At 32.8% G+C, this 21,532-nt stretch carries 23 protein-coding genes and 2 pseudogenes; 13 read left to right on the top strand and 12 right to left on the bottom strand.

Annotated features, from left to right (window positions below):
- Positions 1 to 16: 16 nt before the first annotated feature.
- From EAH81_RS21945 to EAH81_RS28160, 8 genes are all read left to right on the top strand, one after another.
- Positions 17 to 499, top strand: coding sequence for a hypothetical protein (locus EAH81_RS21945; RefSeq protein WP_140511145.1), 483 nt, complete (start codon positions 17 to 19; stop codon positions 497 to 499).
- 42 nt (positions 500 to 541) lie between these two features.
- Positions 542 to 1,288 carry a DUF3667 domain-containing protein gene (locus tag EAH81_RS21940; RefSeq protein WP_140511144.1) on the top strand — a complete coding sequence of 249 codons (747 nt, stop codon included), beginning with the start codon at positions 542 to 544 and terminating at the stop codon, positions 1,286 to 1,288.
- A gap of 49 nt (positions 1,289 to 1,337) precedes the next feature.
- Positions 1,338 to 2,120, top strand: a complete 783-nt coding sequence (locus EAH81_RS21935) for a DUF4239 domain-containing protein (RefSeq protein ID WP_140511143.1) — start codon at positions 1,338 to 1,340, stop codon at positions 2,118 to 2,120.
- A gap of 45 nt (positions 2,121 to 2,165) precedes the next feature.
- On the top strand, positions 2,166 to 3,182 hold the full coding sequence (locus EAH81_RS21930) for a hypothetical protein (RefSeq protein WP_140511142.1): 1,017 nt from the start codon (positions 2,166 to 2,168) through the stop codon (positions 3,180 to 3,182).
- Positions 3,183 to 3,226: 44 nt separating this feature from the next.
- The gene (locus tag EAH81_RS21925; RefSeq protein ID WP_140511141.1) at positions 3,227 to 3,922 is read left to right on the top strand and encodes a hypothetical protein; all 696 of its coding nucleotides are present in this window, start codon (positions 3,227 to 3,229) and stop codon (positions 3,920 to 3,922) included.
- A 67-nt stretch (positions 3,923 to 3,989) separates the two neighbouring features.
- Entirely contained in the window at positions 3,990 to 4,355 is a 366-nt protein-coding gene (locus EAH81_RS21920) for a hypothetical protein (RefSeq protein WP_140511140.1), read from the top strand.
- A 479-nt stretch (positions 4,356 to 4,834) separates the two neighbouring features.
- Positions 4,835 to 5,035, top strand: coding sequence for a hypothetical protein (locus EAH81_RS21915; protein ID WP_140511139.1), 201 nt, complete (start codon positions 4,835 to 4,837; stop codon positions 5,033 to 5,035).
- Positions 5,036 to 5,040: 5 nt separating this feature from the next.
- A complete protein-coding gene (locus tag EAH81_RS28160) occupies positions 5,041 to 5,340 on the top strand; it encodes a DDE-type integrase/transposase/recombinase (RefSeq protein WP_140511138.1) in 300 nt (99 codons plus the stop codon).
- 822 nt (positions 5,341 to 6,162) lie between these two features.
- Here EAH81_RS28160 and EAH81_RS21905 read toward each other — a convergent pair.
- Positions 6,163 to 6,555 carry a hypothetical protein gene (locus EAH81_RS21905; RefSeq protein WP_140511137.1) on the bottom strand — a complete coding sequence of 131 codons (393 nt, stop codon included), beginning with the start codon at positions 6,553 to 6,555 and terminating at the stop codon, positions 6,163 to 6,165.
- Positions 6,556 to 6,770: 215 nt separating this feature from the next.
- On the opposite strand from EAH81_RS21905, the gene EAH81_RS21900 reads away from it, so the two are divergent.
- From EAH81_RS21900 to EAH81_RS21880, 5 genes are read left to right on the top strand one after another with little or no spacing between them, the layout of a single operon-like run.
- Positions 6,771 to 8,111: a TolC family protein gene (locus EAH81_RS21900; RefSeq protein ID WP_140511136.1), complete on the top strand. Its 1,341-nt coding sequence runs from the start codon at positions 6,771 to 6,773 to the stop codon at positions 8,109 to 8,111.
- Positions 8,112 to 8,122: 11 nt separating this feature from the next.
- Entirely contained in the window at positions 8,123 to 9,184 is a 1,062-nt protein-coding gene (locus tag EAH81_RS21895; protein WP_140511135.1) for an HlyD family secretion protein, read from the top strand.
- Between the two features lie 3 nt (positions 9,185 to 9,187).
- The gene (locus EAH81_RS21890) at positions 9,188 to 10,756 is read left to right on the top strand and encodes an MFS transporter (protein WP_140511134.1); all 1,569 of its coding nucleotides are present in this window, start codon (positions 9,188 to 9,190) and stop codon (positions 10,754 to 10,756) included.
- An 11-nt stretch (positions 10,757 to 10,767) separates the two neighbouring features.
- A complete protein-coding gene (locus EAH81_RS21885; protein ID WP_140511133.1) occupies positions 10,768 to 11,457 on the top strand; it encodes an ion channel in 690 nt (229 codons plus the stop codon).
- Positions 11,458 to 11,498: 41 nt separating this feature from the next.
- A complete protein-coding gene (locus EAH81_RS21880; RefSeq protein ID WP_140511132.1) occupies positions 11,499 to 11,804 on the top strand; it encodes a hypothetical protein in 306 nt (101 codons plus the stop codon).
- A gap of 124 nt (positions 11,805 to 11,928) precedes the next feature.
- Here EAH81_RS21880 and EAH81_RS21875 read toward each other — a convergent pair.
- From EAH81_RS21875 to EAH81_RS21825, 11 genes and pseudogenes are all read right to left on the bottom strand, one after another.
- Positions 11,929 to 12,294: pseudogene (locus EAH81_RS21875) on the bottom strand (response regulator); the annotation flags it as partial.
- An 81-nt stretch (positions 12,295 to 12,375) separates the two neighbouring features.
- Positions 12,376 to 14,316 (bottom strand): KUP/HAK/KT family potassium transporter, encoded by a 1,941-nt coding sequence (locus EAH81_RS21870; protein ID WP_140511130.1) that lies wholly within the window; start codon positions 14,314 to 14,316, stop codon positions 12,376 to 12,378.
- Between the two features lie 35 nt (positions 14,317 to 14,351).
- Positions 14,352 to 15,038: a response regulator gene (locus EAH81_RS21865; protein ID WP_140511129.1), complete on the bottom strand. Its 687-nt coding sequence runs from the start codon at positions 15,036 to 15,038 to the stop codon at positions 14,352 to 14,354.
- Entirely contained in the window at positions 15,031 to 16,143 is a 1,113-nt protein-coding gene (locus EAH81_RS21860) for a DUF4118 domain-containing protein (protein ID WP_140511128.1), read from the bottom strand. Before EAH81_RS21860 ends, EAH81_RS21865 begins: the two co-directional genes overlap by 8 nt.
- A 550-nt stretch (positions 16,144 to 16,693) precedes the next feature.
- Positions 16,694 to 17,833 (bottom strand): annotated as a pseudogene (gene chrA / locus EAH81_RS21855) (chromate efflux transporter).
- Positions 17,817 to 18,194 carry a DoxX family protein gene (locus EAH81_RS21850; protein WP_241676623.1) on the bottom strand — a complete coding sequence of 126 codons (378 nt, stop codon included), beginning with the start codon at positions 18,192 to 18,194 and terminating at the stop codon, positions 17,817 to 17,819. Before EAH81_RS21850 ends, chrA begins: the two are co-directional and overlap by 17 nt.
- Before the next feature lie 213 nt (positions 18,195 to 18,407).
- A complete protein-coding gene (locus EAH81_RS21845; RefSeq protein WP_140511127.1) occupies positions 18,408 to 18,602 on the bottom strand; it encodes a hypothetical protein in 195 nt (64 codons plus the stop codon).
- A gap of 244 nt (positions 18,603 to 18,846) precedes the next feature.
- Entirely contained in the window at positions 18,847 to 19,569 is a 723-nt protein-coding gene (locus EAH81_RS21840; protein WP_140511126.1) for a superoxide dismutase, read from the bottom strand.
- Positions 19,566 to 20,735 (bottom strand): chromate transporter, encoded by a 1,170-nt coding sequence (locus EAH81_RS21835; RefSeq protein ID WP_140511125.1) that lies wholly within the window; start codon positions 20,733 to 20,735, stop codon positions 19,566 to 19,568. The genes EAH81_RS21840 and EAH81_RS21835 overlap by 4 nt, the downstream gene beginning before the upstream one ends.
- A gap of 14 nt (positions 20,736 to 20,749) precedes the next feature.
- Positions 20,750 to 21,247: a hypothetical protein gene (locus tag EAH81_RS21830; RefSeq protein ID WP_140511124.1), complete on the bottom strand. Its 498-nt coding sequence runs from the start codon at positions 21,245 to 21,247 to the stop codon at positions 20,750 to 20,752.
- Between the two features lie 80 nt (positions 21,248 to 21,327).
- Positions 21,328 to 21,465, bottom strand: a complete 138-nt coding sequence (locus EAH81_RS21825) for a helix-turn-helix domain-containing protein (protein ID WP_241676630.1) — start codon at positions 21,463 to 21,465, stop codon at positions 21,328 to 21,330.
- Between the last annotated feature and the right edge of the window lie 67 nt (positions 21,466 to 21,532).

Raw genomic sequence — 21,532 nt, 5'->3', positions numbered from 1 at the left:
TATAAAAACAATTAAGATGAAAAAATTAATTCTAATGCTGGTATTTGCTCTCTCGGCCAATGCAGGAGCACAGTCTGTAATACCTGATGATATTGCACTAATTCAGGAACTTTATGGTAAATCCAAACTAGAGGTCGTTAAAGAGTATTTACAGTTATCAGAACCTCAGGCATCTGCTTTTCAAGAAGTATATGATAAGTATGAAATGGAACGAAAAGAGTTAGGAAAGAAGAAAATCCAGATACTGGATGAGTATGCTAAAAATTACGCAATCCTTAGCGAATCAAAAGCCATAGAACTGACAGAAGCTAATTTGAAAAACAATTTGGATCTGGAAAAATTATTATCAAAAACTAATAGTAAAATGGTAAAAGCTATTGGAGGAATAAACGCAGCAAAATTTGTTCAGTTAGAACTATACCTGCAAGTCACAATCAGAGCCGAAATTCAGGATTCTATCCCTTTTATTGGGGAACTTGATAAAACTAAGACAAAATAGCACTATTTGTAATAAGTTATTATTAATTTATTAGAGAAATTTATGGATGCAAAAGCAATCAACTGCAAAAATTGCGAGGTTCTTTTTCAAGGAAAATATTGTCCTAATTGCAAACAGTCAGCAGAAACCACACGTATAACCTGGCATGAATTAGGGCATCATCTTTTGCATGCTTTCTTTCATGTAGACAGAGGGCTTTTGCATACTGTTATCGAAATGTTATTACGTCCGGGTAAGACTATTACAGAATATCTGGAAGGGAAAAGAGCCTATCATTTTAATCCATTTTTATTTCTGATTCTTTTAGGAGGTACAGCATCGCTTCTTTATGCAGCATTTCATGTTAACGTTATTGCTGATAGGATTGATACGGAATCAATAGAAAAATTTAACCCAATATTTGCACACAAACATTTTACAATTGTCGCCGGCATTGTATTGTTTTTTTTGACCCTTACGGATTTGATACTATACAGGGAAAGAAAATATACAACCCCGGAACTGCTCATCTCTAATGCATTTCAGCTGGGAGAGATACTGCTTTTATTAATATTGGTATTACCGTTTTTGTACTATCAAAACTATCTTAACGCTGAGTTTAAAATGCATATCGAGTTGAGGTACGTAATTCTAATAGGGATGTATTTATATCTTTTCTTAGTTCGGTATCATTTGTATCAGGCAAAAAGGAACTATCTGTTGATACTAAAAATTATTGTTCAACTGATCTTCATGTGTATTATAATTCAATACAGGGCAGCCAAAATGATTGTAGAGACTATACAATAAGAATATATGTGAAAATAATACAAACCAGAACCTTTTAATACTTTATCAAATGAGAGATACCAGTTTTTTGTATGTAGTGGTAATGTTCGTACTTCCGTTTCTTTGCATTTTAATACCCATTCTTGCAGGGCAGCAGTATGGATTGCATATTAAAGAAAAATCTGGTGAGGTGAACGATTCCCCTGTAGGTTCTGTAGTTGGCGCAGCGCTCGGGCTTCTTGCCTTTATGCTTGCTTTTACCTTTCAAATTGTAGACAACCGTTATAATAATAGGAAAGACCTTTTATTGGATGAAGTAACCACAATTAGAACGACTTATCTGCAGTCAGGATTAATTCCTGAGCCTTACAGAAACGCATCAAGAAAGTTATTGATTGAATATGTGGATCTTAGAAGTGATTTGACAAAAGATGTATCAGTTGCTAAAATTGAGCATTTAAAAGCCAGGTCAGAGTTTATTTTGGATTCGCTTTGGAAATTTTCAGAAGCATTAGCAGCACAGGACCGCAGTTCTGAAGCCTATTCTTTATATACCTCTTCTGTAAATGACCTGGTTGAAATTTATAATAAACGGGTAACTTTTACATTCGAGTATAGAATTCCATCGGCCATTTTATGGGTCCTGCTTCTGGTAACATTTGCCTCAATGTCAATGCTAGGCTTTCAGTTTGGTATTTCAGGAAAAAAAAATAATATTCTGGCAGTTTTCATTTCTGTAATTTTTGCATCTGTAATGTTTTTGATTCTGGCATTAGACAGACCCGAAACCGGACTGGTGCGTTTGAACCAGACACCTATTTTAACACTTCAACAGCAGTTGCATAAAAAGTAAAATGTAGCTTAAACTTATTTAGAATTAACAATAATATATCGTATTATGAAAAAAATATTTTTACCTTATTTGGTCCTTGTAATAAGTTTACTGGGCCAATGTGTTTTTTCTCAGTCTGAAAAAGATGGCAAGGAACTTGGATTACCCGGAGATAATCTGGATTTGTATGCTGTACTGACCTTATTTCAAAAATCAAAAACTATAGAAGAATTTGAAAAGTCTTTAAATGAACAAAAAACTGGTATCAACAACCTTGATTTAAATCTGGATAAAAAAGCTGATTTTATTACTGTAGCCACTAAAAAAGAAGGGGAATCTTTTACTTTTATACTCAGTACAGCTGTTAGCAAAACAGAAACACAAGACATTGCAGTGATTATAGTAGATAAAGATAAAAGCGGCAAAGTCAGCATGCAGATTGTTGGTGATCAGGAACTCTACGGAAAGAATTACGTAATTGAACCTGCCAAAACCGCCACGCCGGCAGTAACTGCAAATCCGGCCTATACTGGTCCTGAGCCTGCTACTGTAAGCACACCGGCTACTACAACTGTAATTATTGAAACAGTTCCCATAGTTCAGTATGTTTATTCTCCGGTATATGTTCCATATTACCCACCCTATCACTATGGATTTTATCCTCCTTATTTTACGGCATTTGCAGTAATTGCGGTTGGGGTTTATCGTCATAACAACTATTATCATCATGCAGGTTATTACGGCGGACATTATCATCACGGCGGCAATACGGTTGTTATACACAATACCAATGTTTATAACAATTACAACAAAACCAAAATGAAATCGACAACGGTGAATCATAATACCACAAGCGGCAAATATAATACAGCAAATGTTAATCACAATGCATCACGTACATCGGCTGCTGCGACAACAAATAAAGCAAACGCTGCGACAACAAATAAAACAAAAACAAGTTCTGGAGCCTCGCATCAGCCAGCGGCAAGCTCAACAGTGAACAGAACTAAAAAACCGACAACCACGCGCCAACCCGGCCAAAATGCAAGTCGCACCAAAAGTGCAGGAGCAAGAAGAAGGTAAATCGTATTTATGAAGAAAATCTCAATAATTAAAAATTACAGAAAATGAAAAAATTAAGTTCACTGCTAATTCTACTTTTTATTGGTGGAATTACGAGAGTTTCTGCACAAGCAGATGTGAAGGCAAACGTTGCAATAATCAAGAAAAATTTGGCTGATAGCAAGGCAAGTTTAAAAAAATATGAGTGGATTGAAACTACCACTGTCTTTTTGAAAGGAGAGCAAAAATCAGTGAAACAAAAACAGTGTTATTATGCTGTAGATGGTAAGCTCACTAAAGTAGAAACAGGAGGATCTACTCAGACAAAGCAAAAAGGAGGAATTCGCGGTAAAGTTATAGAAAATAAAAAAGAAGAGATGTCAGATTACATAAAGAAAGCGATTGCCAAGATTCAGACTTATTTACCGCCAGTTTCTGAAAAAATTCAAAAAGTATATGAAGCCGGTCAAACCACTGTTCAAATATTGGAACCCAACACCGAATTTAAACTTAGTTTTCCTAATTACAACGAGCCAGGTGATTTACTTTCGGTTTCTGTCAACAAACCCAAACAAAAGATAATCAAGGCAGATGTCAGTACTTCTGTAGATGATCCCAAAGCAAAAGTTCTGTTTGATGTTACCTACACTGATTTACCGGACGGAACACAATATGCTTCGAAAACAGTTCTTGATGCACCCGAAAAAAAAATAAAAATAGTAATAGAGAATTCCGGTTTTAAAAACGCTGCAGTTAAATAGTACCAATTAATGATAAGGAATGTGTTCTGGGATTTGGATTGCTTTAAAAATTATAAATATTTTAAAAATGAATTTATTTCTTAAAATTACAGCTATTTTTGAGGGACTTACAGGATTGTTTTTAATAATTGCTCCTCAGATTTTTATACAAATACTTTTTTTATCCAAAGTAGAAGAAGCTTCTGCAATTTTCATAGCCCGAATTGCAGGCTCCGCTTTGTTTTCACTTGCATTGTTATGCTGGTATACAAAGGATTCAATTAGACTGTTATTGAAAATCCTACTTTTTTATAATACAGCGGCGGTAATTATAGCCATCTATTCCATATTTAATTTCAGTTTAAAAGGAATAGGTGTTGAGGTAATCATTTGCTTTCATTTACTCTTTGCCTTGTGGAATATGTTGGTTCTTAAAAAGCAAAGAATAAATTAAATTATGCTCAGTTCTTGTTGGTAGCAATTTATTTGGAATAGGTCATGGTAAAAATAAAAACATTCATATCCCGTTTTTTAGCTTCAGAGATATTACCGTTGCTTGTATTATTACTTTATATGATTCCGTTATTTAAAAGTGGAAGGTTCATAATATTGATGATTACATTTTTCCTATTAGCTCTTTATCTATCCTTCTTAAATTTTATTCTTGCAATACTACTTTATTTTGTGAAAATTTCAAGAATACCAATTTTGATAACAGTAATAGGATTTCTATGCTTGATAATTTATTTGTATTATAATAAAGTGTATCTGGGAAATGATGTTTCGTCCGCATTTAATAAAAAAACACTTTTAGGAAAAAATATAGATGAAGTAATAATTCTGCTATGTTTAATTATTAATCAATTATTAGTTAAGCTTTATTATCTCGTTTGGCGATAATAAATAGCCGTAAAATTAACTTAACCCGATATTATGAAAAGTCATTTCAAGTTATTATCCAAAGAATATCTTTTATTGCTAATACTATTTATTTCTATTAATAGGACTGCTCAGGAAAGTATTTCAAAGCAAATTGAAAAACCAGAAAACAAATGGAATTTTTTGCTGGATGCTTATGCGATGTTTCCCAAAATGAATGGAACAACTAACTCTTTCGACTTTACCGGAAGTTGAAGTTGATGCAAATCCGGGAAGATATTTTCGATAAGCTAAATATGGGTAGTTGGAGAATGGACGAAACTTATATTAAAAGTAAAGGGCTATGGTGTTATTTGTATAGGGTAGTTGATAGGTCTGGAAATACAGTTGATTTCTTATTGGCTAAGAGAAGGCAGAGGAAGAGTGTCCAGTCATTTCTAATTAAAGTAATTAGTAATAACTATAGGCCAAAAGTAATAAACATTGATAAAAGCGGTTCTAATACTGCAGCGATCAAAATTTATAACAAGAGTTGGTTCTCAAAGATTAAAATCCGGTAGTGTAAATATCTCAACAATATTGTAGAACAGGACCATGGTTTTATAAAGTGGAGGATTTTAAATGGTTTAGGTTTTAAAAATTTTGAATCTCAAGGAGATTCTAAGCGGTATTGAGGTTGTTCATATGTTGTGAAAGAATCAGATGGTTAGACCAGGGATATCTATGTTTACATCATTCTGTAAATTGGCGGGCTAACTTTTAAATTACTTAAATTCTTATATTTGATCCTGACAGATGTGACAGAACCGATTTTACCAGATATAGAGCGTTTTAATAACAAGGGATATTTTTTTTCTGGGTTAAAGTATTTGAAATTCAATGAAATAAAAAAAATACTTTTGCTTTAATAATATTTCAGTAAGATGCAAAATGGCAAAGCAGTTAAAAAAAGATTGATTAACGCGAGAATAAAAAGTTTTCTTTTGTTTTGTTGTTCTGTTACAAAAAAAAGCATAAAGGATATTAGTTGTAAAATAAAAATTGGAACAAGAATCACAAGCCATAAAAGGGGCCCACTAATAGAATCATCTTTTGGGATTATATAAATAAAATACATTTGAATTATATTTAAAAATATACAAAAAACTGATAACACTTTTAGTTTTTGTTTCATGATACTAATTTAATAGTTGTAATTTATATTTTAATCGTTCAATATACACCTGTATTTTTTTAAGGAAAGAGATATTTCTTTACAATTAAAATAGTTAGCCAAACTAATTGATTATTTTAATTCAGATACGTCATAGTGTTGATATTATTTTTTAGGCGTATTACCAATTCTAATGTTGAACTTTAGGCACAAACAGGTCTTTTATTGTTTATAATCCGGCTTCCTTTTTGGCTTTTTTCAACGCCTTTTTTTCTGCTTGTTTTTTCTCGAATTCCTCGTGCGCGGCTATAATTGTTCTTCCTGCTTCCAAAACAAAAATTAAATAAACACCCACACCAATAAAGATATATATGATATTAAAAATAACGCCTATAGTTGAAAAGGTAATTTGATGATCATAAGGACTGTTCATGGAAAGTGTTCCTACAGAATAAGCAAGTGATTTTAGGAAAGGCAGACCTTCTACCAACCAAAAGAACATAGTTCCTACCAAAATAAGTACAAAAAGAAGAAAACCTAAGGTTCTAAATGTTTTATCATTTTTTAATCTTTTGGCAATATCTACAATAAATTTTCCTGTTAAAGCAAGTTCTATTAGCATAGTATCAAATTTTTATAATTAGCTCAATATTAGTGATTTATTTTTATAAAAAGAAATGTTTTTTCGTGTTTATTTTGGCTAAATTTAACATAATTTTATATGGATAATTTGTAGTATTTAATTTGATTTAATTAATCTGTTTAATATTTAGTTATTTTATTGATAAATATTTAATATTTAAAACTGTTGTTTGGCTGATCGAATAAAAATAAAAAATGATGAATCAATTCTTATATAAAATATTCCAGTTGCACCATTTGTTTTTGATGTTTGCCAGTTTTAGTTATTCTATAAGTTTTGCACAAGAAAGTATCAGTGATGCAAAAATTGTAAGACTCGAAGAAGTACTTTTATTAGGGATTCAAAATAATAGACAAATTAAAATAGCCAATGCTGATATTGCCATAGCTAATGAAAATGTAGCTCAGGCAAAAATTGCTAAAATTCCCCGTGTGAGCCTTGGTGGTGGATATACTTATATTGGTGATCCTAAATTATATGAAGGTTTTTATGAAAAAAATGTCACCGTAGATTACTACAATCATCAGGCATTTGCCAATATAGTATCATCAATGCCTATTTATAACGGCGGCGCGATTAATAATAAAATTGAGCAGCAAAAACTTCTTGCCCAAATGCAGGAATCGGTTGTTAAAATGACACAAGCTGAAGTTAAAAGTTCTATAATGACCTACTATTTTACACTGGAAAAATTATACAGGCAAATTGAAGTCACCAAACAAAATATCATTAATACAGATCTTCGTATCAGTCAATTAAAATCGCGCGTTGAAAATGGGCAAAATTTAAATAGTGATTTGCTCAGAACCGAACTGCAGCAATCTAATTTTAAGGTTTCAGTTTTTAGAAATACGAATGATATAGAAGTGGTCAGTAATTATCTGGATATACTCACTGGGCTTCCAACCAATACGATTCTAAAACCAGAAGTTACTGCAAGTATGATTCCTGTGGAAAAATTAGATTTGCAAAAGAGTTTATCAGAAGCCTATCAAAACAGAGAAGAAATAAAACGAGCTGAATTAGGTGTTAAAGTATCTGAATCCTCTTTAAGTATTACAAAAAGTGGGTTCAGGCCCAGTATAAATGCAAACCTAATTCTAAATACAGAGTATCCTGCACAATGGCCTAATTATGTCAATATAATTAATTTTTGGGCTGCCGGAGTTTCACTCAATTGGGATCTATCGAGTTTTTATACTATTAAACATCGAATCCGGGGCGATAAATTGCAAATTGATAAAAGTAACATTGCATTGGACGCCACAAAGGATCAAATTGATCGGGAGGTAAAAACAGCTTATATCAAATATGCAGAAAGCAAAGAAAATATTGCAACTTATAAAAAGGCCGTGGAATTATCGCTGAGTAATTACAAAATTGTGAAAAGCAGGTATGATAATGATTTTGCCTTAATTAGCGATATTGTTGATGCTGAACTGCAATTAAACAACTCCAAAATTTCACTTGTTAATGCCAATCTGGATTTAATTATACAATATTATTCCCTACAGTATGCAATGGGTAAACTCTAAATAAAAATAGTATGAGCGAAGAAAATAGACAAAATGAAGCCATTCAGAAAGACAAAAAGAGAAACACCATATTAACGATTCTTTCTTTTATTTTTTTAATCGCGGGAGGTTTATGGATTTTGAGTTTATTTTTTGATTTCAATACGTATGAAACTACCAACAATGCACAGGTTGAAGCCTATATTAATAATGTTTCTGCTCGGGCAACGGGTCATATTAATGAAATAAGATTTGAAACCAACCAATTTGTTCATAAGGGTGATACGCTCGTAATTCTTGACAATGCAGAATATGTTATAAAAGTAAAGCAAGCCGAAGCTGATTTGGCTATTGCCGAAGGAAATCTCCACTCGATGGAACAAACCATAATCACTTCAGCATCAAATCAGGCAGCAGGAAAAGAAAAACTGGCAGGTGACAGAGCGGGTCTTGAGAAAGCTCAAAAGGATTATGAACGTTTCAAAAAAATGTATGCAGATTCGGCTGTAACACGTAATCAGTACGATCAGGTAGTATCAAAACTAAGATCTGAAGAAGCTTATTTAAAAGCAGGTCAAAAAGGAGTAGAGGCAAGTAGTTCGATAACCAGACAAAGTAATATTAATTTGGAAGCTGCCAAGGCAACCGTAGCGAGAAAAAAAGCAGATCTGGAAGCTGCAAAATTGCAATTGTCTTACATCAATATTCTCGCTCCATCTGACGGATTTGTTGGTGAACGTAATTTATCGATTGGAGAATTGATAAATGCGAATCAAACTATTGCGACAATTGTACTGAACCAGAAATTATGGGTTTCTGCCAATTTTAAGGAAACTCAGGTTGATAAAATTAAACAGGGTCAGCAAGTTATCATTAGTATTGATGCCCTTGGTTCAAAAGAATTTAAAGGAAAAGTAGTAGGTTTTTCACCAGCAACGGGGGCCAAATTTTCAATGGTCGAGCCGGATAATTCAACAGGGAATTTTGTAAAAATCACACAACGAATCCCCGTTAAAATTGAATTTGAGGCTTCTGCCAAAGATTTAGAAGAAGTAAAACCAGGAATGAATGTAACAGTCGATGTAAAAAAATAAAAGATGTTCGCAGGAAAAAAAGGCAACGTTTTCACTCTTATAGGATTGTATATCCTGACGATTCCTTTTTTTAACGGACTCAATGTCACGGCTTATGATAATTCGCAGATTTTGGGGCATTTTGCAGAATCTACGACTGTTTTTACATATTCTATTTACATTCCCATTTTTGCCATGTTGGCATTCATGCCTTTGGGGCTGAAATTGGGCAAACAAATTCCGGTTCGTACCATGATTTTATCAGCGAGTTTTTTGTCTATAATATTCAATACTGCTTCTTTATTTGCAGACACTATTGAGTGGTTTACCTTTTGGCGTTCTCTTTTAGCAATTGTTTCTGTGATAGGAATATTTGCTTCAATGGTACCTATTCTATTAAAGTACAATCCGGCATTTAATATGGCTTTATTGTACGGAATTCTTCAGTTCATTCAAAAAGGAAGCCAGCATGTATATCAGTATTTTGGAGCACATTTTACCAGTTTTTATAATTGGACATTTGGAATTTATTTTCTGAATCTCAACTTTTTAGTCTGCATTATTTTGACTTGGTATTTTTATAAAGCCGATGTTGCGCCGATGAAAACTAAATTTGAGTTTGATTGGCGAGGATGGATCATTATGATTTTGTTTTTCGCCGTCATCCTTTTTCTCAGCGTCGAAGGGCAAAGTAGAAACTGGTTCAATGATCCTAAAATAGCACTGGCAGTGGCTTTGTTATTTATCATTTTGGCAGTTTATTTAATTCATGCCCGTTTTACTCAGTATCCTATAATTGATCCTGAAGTTTATAAGTATAAAAATGTGTGCATAGGCGCTTTTATGATGTTTTATATTGGTGTTATGAACGGAACAGGAAGCGTAGTTACCGGTTATATGACAAATATTCTGGGATTTGATTCCGTATATACATCTACAACACACCTGGCTTTACTTATTGGTTTGTGTATCTCTATCCCGTTATCGACTTATCTTTTATATAAAAGAGTGTATTTGGCAACCATCTGGATAATGGGTTTTGCGTGTTATGGATTGTATCATAATATCCTCTTTTTTAGGTTTTATCCCGGAATAGATTCTTCAGATTTCTTTCTACCGCTGATTTTTAAAGGACTCGGAATGGGGTTTCTTTTTCCCATATCCCTGCTTTACATCTCAGAAGGAGTTCCGCCAAAACTAAGTGCTTCACGAATGATGAGCGGTATTATTGCGCAGGCAATTTTTGCCTCTTTACTGGGAAATGCTATTTTAGGAACTTTTATTTCTAATTTAAATGTACAACACAAAACAGGACTTAGCCAGCAATTAACAGAGCTAAATCAGTTGGCGCAAAAACAATTGGCTAATACTAAAAGGAATTATTTATTTATGGGATTATCAGAGGCCGAAGCACAGAAAAAAGCAGAAAAAAGCCTCTCTAATAAAACGGCACAAGCATCAATGCTGTTGGCTTACAAAGATATTTATCTGGTTATGTCTGTAGTTTGTTTTCTCCCCATTTTTATTATCCTGCTTTTTAAACTTTGGCGTAGGCCATTGGGAAGAGTAGCATTAGAGCCTATACCAATTTAAAGAAAATTATCATGATGAAACCCAAAAAAGATCGGTTTTTCTATCGTTTCTGGATAAAAGAAAGCGGTCTTAGTAGCATGTTGCTATTATTGTTTATAATGCATTTTATTATTATTCCCTTGTTTGGCAGTCATGCTTATTTTATGGTAATTTTAAATATTTTCTGGATGTTATTGCTACTGGCAGGGATTTATTCATTGGCTAAAAATAAACAACAGGTAATTCACTTTTCTATTATACCATTTCTATTTATAGTTTGCCATTGGATAAGTATTTACAATAAAAGCATTTTTGTTTTATTTACAGATTTTGTTTTAACAATTGCCACAGTCTCGTTACTGATCGCGTTAGTTTTAGTTAAGGTTTTTGAGCCCGGCCCTGTTACAACACACAAAATAATAGGTTCAATTGTCGTTTATATGTTGCTGGCAAATCTTTGGTGTATTGCCTATTTATTTCTTTTTGAACAAATCCAAGGTTCTTTTCAGTTAACACCTTCTCAATTTAGGATAAATAGTGATCAGGCAAATTTTATGTATTTCAGCTATATCACTATTACTTCAACAGGGTTTGGGGAAATTGTACCACTTCATCCAATAGTCAGATCACTGGTTCAGGTTGAAGCTATTACAGGTGTTTTGTTTCCGGTAATTTTGATAGGCCGATTGGTTTCGGATGCTAATTTTTCCCAAAACAAATAATTATAACAAATCATGTTTTAAATCACTCTAAAAAAATAAAAATGAAAAATTCTAATTTGAATAACCGCAAAGAACTCTTTGAAACAATTTTACAGTTTTTTTTTATTTTCCTGATTGTTGGCTTTTGTTTTAAACTACTGTTGCCTTTTTTGATGCCAACACTTTGGGCGGTCATACTGGCTATTGCTTTTTATCCTTTTTTTAATTTTCTTCAACGGATATTAAAGGGGAGAAAAACCTTAGCGGCCGTACTGATTACGATTGCTATTATAGGGCTGATGTTATTGCCAGTCATATATTTTTTAAACGCCGCAACATCTAATTTTTTAGGATGGTTATATACATGAATGTACCAAATATAAAAGATATTCAAAATTTAACTTCGACTCGGGCTATTTAATCAAGCTAATGATAATTTTATATTTATTAGACTTAGATCAATTAAAAATTTGAATGGTACATTCAAGTATATAGATGCCTTTTTTCTAACGCTTTATATAACAATGGGATGATTTTATCATTATCATCAGCTTTAACTATGTAATCGAACGCACCATTTTTTATTGCCTGAATTTTATCTGAAATTTTACCAAACGCAGTCATTAGAATTATTTCGGAGACAGGGGAGGTAGTTTTTATTTTTTTTACAAAATCGACACCATTGCCATCAGGAAGTTTAACATCACATAAAATTACATCGATGTTAATATTTTGTATATTTTTGAACCCTGACTTTAAATCAGCAGCCTGAAAAACTTCAAAGCCTTCAAGTTTTATGAGCTTGACAAGGAGGTGGCGAAATTTCTCTTCGTCATCTATAATAAGAATGTTTTTCAAAAGCCCTTTTAATAAGTATAAACTTATTTATAATTTTAATCCCCACAAATTTTGCAGAGATTAAAATTATAGATAATAATTCTATGTTATTTTTCTAACTAGTTCAAGCTTGGTGATGGGTTGATAAACCATAGGGATTTCTTCAATTTCAACATCACTTTTATCTAATCCGAAAGCTTTTTCTTCGGAAAGAGAAAGTTGTTTTAACCAATAATATGAATAAAGCAGCCAGCCATCTTTTATGGCAAAGTCATTTTCTACTGACAAGAACTTTTCAATGATGATGAATTTAAAATCAGGTTCTGGATTGTACTTTGTAGAACCGTCTGGGCGAATATGCAAGTTGAGCTCTTTTCTTTCGACTAATTCCTGAACGATTTTTTTAAAATACAATTCTACTTTGGGCTGCACCCTAAAGCCTACATTTAATATCACCTTGATTACTTTATCATCTAAAATTTCTTCAACTTCATAGTTTAAGGTAAAGGGTTCGTTTGTTCTGTTGATATGCAAAAACCAATATACATCAGCTCTTTTTGGTTTTTTCGCAAAAATAGATTTTATAATTTTCTCCTCAATTTCATAGGTTCTGTCGGCTTTGGATAAGTAAATTAAGTGAGTTGAATATTTTGGGATACTGTCATCCTGACTTAATTCATTTAGCAAGGTTGTCTGTTCAGATAGATTAATAAACTTAAGGAAACGGTTGTTAATTTTTCGGGAATAATACCAAACGTACATTACCATAAAAATGAAAAGTTCAAAGAATAAAAACATCCATCGTTCCTTAATTTTTACAACATTGGCCACAAAAAAAGCAACTTCAATTAGAGCAAAGACCAATAAAATAATAGTGACCCAACCTTTATTCATTTTCTTAATAAATATTAAATAGTAGGATAACAGAACTGTTGTCATTAACATGGCAATTGTAATTGAAAAACCATAAGCCGCTTCCATATGTGCTGAGTTTTTGAAATATAAGATCATTAAGATACAGCCTGCCCAAAGTATTGTGTTTACCGAAGGAATATATATTTGTCCTTTTAGATTTGTTGGGTTTTTTAAGGCTACACGAGGCCAAAAATTTAATGAAATGGCCTCATTTATTAAGGTAAATGAACCACTGATTAACGCTTGTGATGCTATAATTGCGGCAAATGTAGCAATCACGACTCCAATGATTAAGAACCATTGCGGCATTATGGTATAAAATGGGTTTTTGCCTTGTAAAAAAGCATTTCCCTGATGCATCAGCCAGGCGCCCTGTCCCAAATAATTAGTAACCAAAGCAATTTTTACAAAAATCCATGTAAGTCGAATATTCTCTTTTCCGCAATGTCCTAAATCAGAATACAAGGCTTCTGCTCCTGTTGTACAAAGAAATACAGCACCCAATAACCAGAAACCATGAGGATATTCAACTAATAATCTATAGCCATACATCGGATTTAGTGCGCTCAATATATCAGGATGGTGCACAATTTGGGAAACTCCTAATATTAATAACATCGTAAACCAAATTACCATTGCAGGGCCAAAAATATAACCTACTTTTTGTGTTCCAAAGCGCTGAAAAATAAATAATCCCGAAAGTATAGCAATAACAATTGGTATCGTAGGCAGACTTGGAACAATTGCTTCGAGACCTTCCACAGCTGAAGCTACAGAAATGGGAGGGGTAATGATTCCATCGGCAAGTAAAGTGGTTGCTCCTAAAATGGTAGGAATCACTAATTTTCCTTTTCCAAAACGTTTTACTAACGCATATAGAGAAAATACACCTCCTTCTCCATGATTGTCAGCAGAGAGTGTTAAAAAAATATATTTGAATGTTGTTTGAAATGTCAATGTCCAAAATACGCACGAAATTCCACCGTATACTAATAATTGGGTTATTTCTCTATCACTAATAATAGATTTCATAACATACAAAGGACTCGTTCCAATATCACCATAAATGATACCAAGTGCCACTAGGAGTGTAGCTGCGCTTACTTTTTGGATTGTAGATTTATTCATTTTGATTTTTTAAATATTGAGTTTATTATGTTTTATTAATTGGTATTAAATCTGTAACCTACACCCGATTCGGTAAGTATATGTTTAGGACGGTTAGGGTCATTCTCTATTTTTTTACGAAGCTGTGTAATAAAAACTCGTAAATATTGAGTTTGATCTAAGTAGCTCTGACCCCAAACTTCTTTTAAAAGATACTGATGTGTTAAAACACGACCCTCATTTTGTACTAACAATGCCAGTAATCTATATTCTGTAGCAGTTAATTTTATCACTTGATGATCTACTTTTACTACACGTGCGCCAAAATTGATAGTTGTATTTCCAAAAGCAACAAGAGTATCGTTTTGATGATCAAGCCCCATTCGCAGAGCTGCCCTAATTCTGGCTAAGAGTTCCTGTGCTCGAAAAGGCTTCGACAAATAGTCATTTGCACCATTATCCAGGGCCTTAACAATTTCTTCTTCTGTGTTTTTAACGGTAAGAATAATTATGGGGTTTTTATACCATTCCCGTAATTTTTTTAAAACTTCCTGACCATCCTCATCTGGCAGGCCTAAATCTAAAATAATCAGCTGTGGTGGATAATTGGATGCGGCAATTATTCCGTCCTTTGCATTTACAGCTAAATTTACTTTATATCCATTGGCTTCCAAGGTTATTTCCAATAGTTTTCTGATTTGACTCTCATCGTCAATTATTAATATAGTCGCTGTTTTACTCATTACCGATATTTTTTGTGTTCATTGTCAGGCATGGGAAAGATAATGTAAAAATGGCTCCGCCTTTTTGTGCATTTCCTACTGCAACTTTGCCTTGTTGTGCTTCTACAAAACCTTTTACTATTGAAAGTCCTAAACCTGTTCCTCCTGTTTTGGAATGCTGTAATCTATAAAACTTATCAAAGACCTTATCGATTTCATTTTTAGGAAATCCTTTTCCGTCATCTGAGATAGTAATCAGACAGCTCATTATTTTGTTTTGGTGGTATTCGAAGCCAATATCTAATTGCTGCTCAATTTTTACTCCTATAGTAGTTCCGGCTGGAGTGTACTGGACAGCATTATAAATTAAATTATAGATAATTTGCTCCATCAATCCATAGTCTAACTTAAAAAGAGACAAACTATCATCAGCGATGACAACTGTTTTATGAAATTTCACCTCCTCAGATAAACTATTTAAAACTTTATAGGTGATTTCTTTAAGATCACACCAGTCTAATTTGGGCTGAATATATCCGCTTTCTAAACGTGACATGTTTAATAAATTTTCTACCTGATGGTTCAATCGCATTGAGGCTTTTTCCATTTCAGACAACAGATTAGATTTGTTATCTTCTGACAAATGAAGTGATTTTTGCTGTAAAGTGTCAATGGCACCAATTATTGTTGATATAGGAGTCCGTAATTCATGTGACAAGGAATCCAGTATTGTATTGTACAATTTCATGGTTTTTACTTTGGTGTCTTTAATTTGAATTTGACGTTCTACCTTTCTGATTTTGTAGGTCAAAACTCCATTGATCAAAGCAATAATAAAAAACAATAATAATAGTAAAGTATCTTCTGCACTATCGATATGCAATGTGTAGTAGGGTTTTATAAATAAGAAATTTAAAAATAAGGCACTTAAAACCGCTCCTAAAAGCACAGGGAATATGTCTAAAAAAATAGCAAGCAAAGAAACAACAACTAAAAGTAGGTATGCAACAGCTTTATATTCGATAAGATCACGTATGGACAAACAAAGCAGTGCAACAATAGTCACAGATACTATACTTGTAAGATATTGTTTTGTACGTACGGTATGTTTTAAGATACTATTCATTGTATTTAATTGTGGTGCAAATTTAATGTAACTCTGTATAAGTATTTTATAATATAATGAGATGAAAGTATAAAGATTTTATAAAGATTGATATTGTAAAAAACATTTACAGGGTCCTCAAACTTGGTTTAAATAGACTTTAATAAAGTTTCCAACTAATCTTCTTATACCTTGATTTATAGGTTATTTTATTTTTACAAAACAGCTTGTACCACGATTCTGCCAAAAATTCAAATCGTCGATTTTAAAGCGATTAACTTGTTTAAAATGAAAAGTTTAATTCTTAATTGTTTGAAAAGCAAAAAAACAGTTTTATATGAAATAACAGAAAAAAATCAAACTCTTTTAAATCGCATGAAACGGAATTGAAGAAAATACATATTAATTTTTTTTGACAAAAATGTTATCAGCTCCAATACAACTTAACTTTAAAATTTGCAATTGACACCGTTCGTTAAAGTATGTAGCTGCTTTTTTTATTACCGATGAACCGATGACTTTTTAACTTTTAGTTATTTAGAGGGACTACAATTGGAATCAATTTGAATTTTTAAAATCTAATTAAAGTCAAAAGATATCCTACTAGTGAGCCTCCTAAAACTATATAAAAGCATTATTGATTTTCTTGTAATTAAATACTACGACAACACTTAATAGAGCAATTAAAATAGTTCGCCAATCTATAATAGTATCCTTTCCCATTTCTAAACAAATAGAAATTATAATTGCTGTTGATGCAACATTTACAGCATCTAAAAATGTAGAAAACAATTTAGAATTCCGCATTTTTTTTATCATTGGATTTAATAATGCAACAAAAATAAATGATGGTAAAAAAATGGCAATTGTTGAAATTAACGCTCCTGAAAAACCATTAATTTGATAACCAATAAAAGTTACTGCTGAAAAAAACGGGACCAGGCGTAAATTGTCCGACTGCGATTGCGTCAATTAATTGTGTTCTTGACAAAAGTCCTGTTGAAACTAATTCTGCATCAAGGAAAGCGAAAAGTACATATCCGCTTCCGTATAAAACTGCACCAATTTTTAAGAAAATCAAGGATAAATTTAAGTTTGTTGCTGAAATTAAATTATTACTTGAAACCTGAAAAAATGTTAACGGAATAAAAGCATTTATACTTTTATTCGTGTTTTGTTTTAAGTAATAAATGAATAATGCAATTATTCCCGCACCAAACATTAAAATTATTTCATTATAATTTAGAAGTGAAAGGAGTAAAACAATGCATCCAATAATTCCTAGCTGAATTGTTTTTATAGATTTTTTTGCCAAGGGGACAATTGCCGAAAGTATAATGGCGATAATAGCGGGTTTTATACCATATAAAAAAGGTTCTATTTCCGGAATTTGTCCATATTCTTTATACAACCAAGCAAAAATTCCTGTAATGATTACAGCAGGAAAAATAAAACAAAATCCCGCAACAATCAATCCTTTCCAACCTGATTTTTCGTGTCCAATGTGAATAGCCATTTCCGTACTATTGGGACCGGGTATTAAGTTTGTTGCTCCAATTAAGTCAAGAAAATGTTGTTCAGTAAGCCATTTTTTTTTAACAACTACTTCATTTTGCATCATTGAAATATGTACAGCTGGACTACCACAACCAATAATGCCAAGTTTTAAAAATAATTGTGGTATTTCTTTTAAATTAGTTTTTCCTTCCATTTGGGCTAATTTTCTTATCAAGCGACCATTTTCCTGCACCTTCTATCAAAAGAAAAATTCCTCCAAGTAACATTGCCCAATCGGTTCTACTGCCGTGAAGCATTTCCCAAAAACCTTCGTTTTTTAATACTTCCGCTTTTGTTGTTGCCATTGCAACAAGCATAATTATAATAATTGGAATACTTGCTAGACGTGTAAAAAGTCCAATTAGGATTAATGCACTACAAAGGATTTCAAAGAAACTAACGAAATTGCCTAAAAATTCTGGTGCTGGTAAACCAATTTTTGCAAATCTTCCTGCTCCTAAAGTATCCGGGAACAAAAACTTCTGTATTCCTTCTGAAAAAAAATACTGTTCCAATCATCAAGGGCACCAAAATAGTTGTTTTTGAATTATCTGTATTTATTAATTTTTTCAACATAATTAATTTTTAATTTGAAAATCTTGATTAGAGAAAGGAGGTTTTTTAGGAATTACGATCACATTATATTCGTGATTTGTAGCTTGATGACAAGAATTACAAGAATTGGTTAGGTTCATCTAATTTCTCTGAAACATCTCTTTATTCTTTTTTTATATAGAATTACTCAAGCTATTCATTGATAAATTAATCATTCCAATTGATTTAGTTTCTATTCTATCGGAACAATATTTTTGAATTCCCTCTAAATTTTCTTTGATTTCATTCATTTCAAAATCAGCTAATTTCCAATTTTTATTTTCTCCTGAAAGCCAAAGTTTAGCGTGATGAATTTGAATGTTAATCATAAATTCGCCAAATCCGGGTTTGTATGTTTCGTAAAGTTTATTTTCTAAACTATCAATTCGAGTTTGTAATATAACCCTCTTGGTGATTGCAAGAAATTATAATAAAAAGTAAAAGAATTAATGGAATATTTTTTTTTCATATAAGTCGAATATTTTTTACGCAACAAATAATTTGAAGTAAATATAATAGTTTTCTAAATTAATTACAGAACTTGAAATTATAGTTTTATCAGCAATAATTCTATTATATTAATTTTTCGGCATCATTCAATCTTTGGGCGACATTATCCCAGTTTATAATATTAAATAATGCATCAACAAAATCGGTACGTTTGTTTTTATATTTCAGATAGTAAGCATGTTCCCATACGTCAATTACTAAAACAGGAATCGCACCCCATTGTGTTAGTTTTTCATGATTTTCACATTGCAGTACCACTAGGCTGTCACTATAAGGCTGGTAAGCTAGAATTCCCCAGCCGTTGCCATCCACATTTTTTGAGGTAGCTGCAATTAAGATTTTTAACTTGTCAAAACTTCCAAAATTTTTTTCTATTCGTTTTAGCAAGTTACCTGTAGGCAAATTGGCCTTATTGGTAAGATTTGTCCAGAATATGGAATGCAGAATATGTGAAGAGAAATGATAAGATAATTTTTTAGTCCAGAAGTCAATGGTTTCCAAATTGTTTTCATCTATGGCCTTTTTGATCATTTGCAAATCCTTATTGGCTCCTTTTACAGCACCGCCATGATGAAAAGTATAATGTAAATGAAGAGTTTCTGCATCCATATAGGGTTCGAGAAAATTCTCATTATAGGGCAAGGTCTGCTGAATGTAATTTCCGTTAACATCCACTAATTTATCAATGGAATTATCAGCTAAATTTTTCGAAAATGCATTGGTTGTAGGAAGGACAATTGCAGCGCCTAAGAGGCTGCCTGATTTTAAAAAGTCTTTTCTGTTCATAATATTACTAGTTTGATGATGAGACCTAAAACAGCAGCTATAACAATAATATAAGGTTCTTGTATTTTCTTTATATAAAGTAAAGCAAAAATACTGAGAATAGCGATAAGAGCTGTTGGAATGTCAATTATGCTTCTCTTGACAATTACAATAACAGATCCTACCAGCGCACCTACTACTGCTGCAGTAATACCATCGACAAAGGCTTTGACAGGTTTATTTTGTGCAATTTTTTTGAAGTATGGAGCCATTGCAATGGTAAATAAATAACAAGGTAAAAATGTTGCCATTGCTGCTACCAGAGCGCCAAGGAATCCATCAACCAAGTAGCCAATAAACCCTACTGTTATCACAACAGGACCTGGCGTAATCATGGCTACGGCTACCGAATCGAGAAACTGCTGTTCCGTGAGCCATTGATTTTCTATAACAACACCGGAATGCAGGAAAGGGACAATTGCCAGTCCACTGCCAAAGACAAAGGTTCCTGCTGTAGCAAAGAAAACAGCTATTTTGGTAAGTGTTGTGCTTTCATAATCCCAAAAGGCAATTGTAAAAAGAACCAGTGTGTTTATAGTTTTAAGGTTCCACCATTTAGGGGGAGCTTTTATAATCATATAGAGAAGCCCCGCGGCGACAAAAAGCAAAACCTGCTCCTGCTCGGTAGCGTAAGTTATAATTATGGCAAGTATAAAAAATAACCACAACAGCCATTTTGATTTAAAGGATTCCGGATTGAATTTACCGATGGATTTTAAGGTAAGTTTATATGAACTAAGTGCAATAATTCCAATTACAGCTGCTCCAACACCATAAAATACAGCCTGTATCCATGATAGGCCGCCATATACTTTGTAGACCATTCCCAGTAATACCACCATAATAAAAGAAGGAAGTACAAAAGCAAACCCGATCAACGTAGCACCAAGAAATCTATAATGAACAAATCCCAGATAAATTCCCAATTGGGCTGCTAAAGGCCCCGGAGCTAATTGCGCCAGTGCCAATCCTTCTCTGTATTCTTCTTCAGAGATCCACTGACGATCCTCTACCAGATCTTTATGCATATAGCCCACCAAGGCAACGGGGCCTCCAAAGCCTATGGTGCCTAGTTTTAAAAAATAGAGCATCAATTCTTTTAAACTATATTTTGGGTTATCGATCATAGTCCTATTTTATTTTAAAAAGCGATTCCAAATTGAAAGCCTAGTGTAAAAGTAGCGGGGTGGTCATCACCAAAACGAAGAGGAAGTGGCACAGCTATAAAGTAGCTGCTATTACTGCTCTTAATTATCGTTTTATTAAATATGGGTGTTATCCCGTATCTGCCGCTTGATTCGAAAGCAGCCCTTCCTGCAAAAGTATAACCATTGCCCAGTCCTATCAGAACTCCTGGGTGAAATACTATATTGGTTACTTTGCTTGTACCCTGGTCATCTTTTATATTTGGAACTATTTCAAATGAAAATCCAATTTTTTCATTTTTCCAGATGTTTATTCCAGTGGGAAAACCAACGGTATAATAATCCCTGAAATTTACATTGGTCTCATCTTTACTTACAGTTACAATAGGATGCAGTATTCCAAAATATCCGGTTATTTTTGGATATACCGTTTGTGCAAAAGAGCTAAGTCCCGATAGTAATAAAGTAAATAGGATGGAATATCTAAATAACATTGTTTTGTTTTTATAATAAAAACAAAATTATAATTAACAGACTCCTATAAATAGTATCCTATTTACCTTTTGTATATGGATTACTTTTTTTGCGTTTTTTTACGATAAGAAGACGGTTTTTTACCCGTGTGTTGTTTGAAGATTTTTGTAAAATGACTTTGGTCTGAGAAACCGGTCATATAAGCTATTTCGGTTAGTGTATATTCTGTATTTCCAATAAGGTGGATTGCTTTTTCAATTCTTAATTTTCTAACATAATCACTGATTTTCTAGATTCGAAAATAT

The sequence above is a fragment of the Flavobacterium pectinovorum genome (assembly GCF_006438875.1).
Taxonomy (GTDB): domain Bacteria; phylum Bacteroidota; class Bacteroidia; order Flavobacteriales; family Flavobacteriaceae; genus Flavobacterium; species Flavobacterium pectinovorum_A.
Note: the sequence above shows the minus strand (reverse complement) of the source record. Positions and strands in the feature narration are given on the sequence as shown.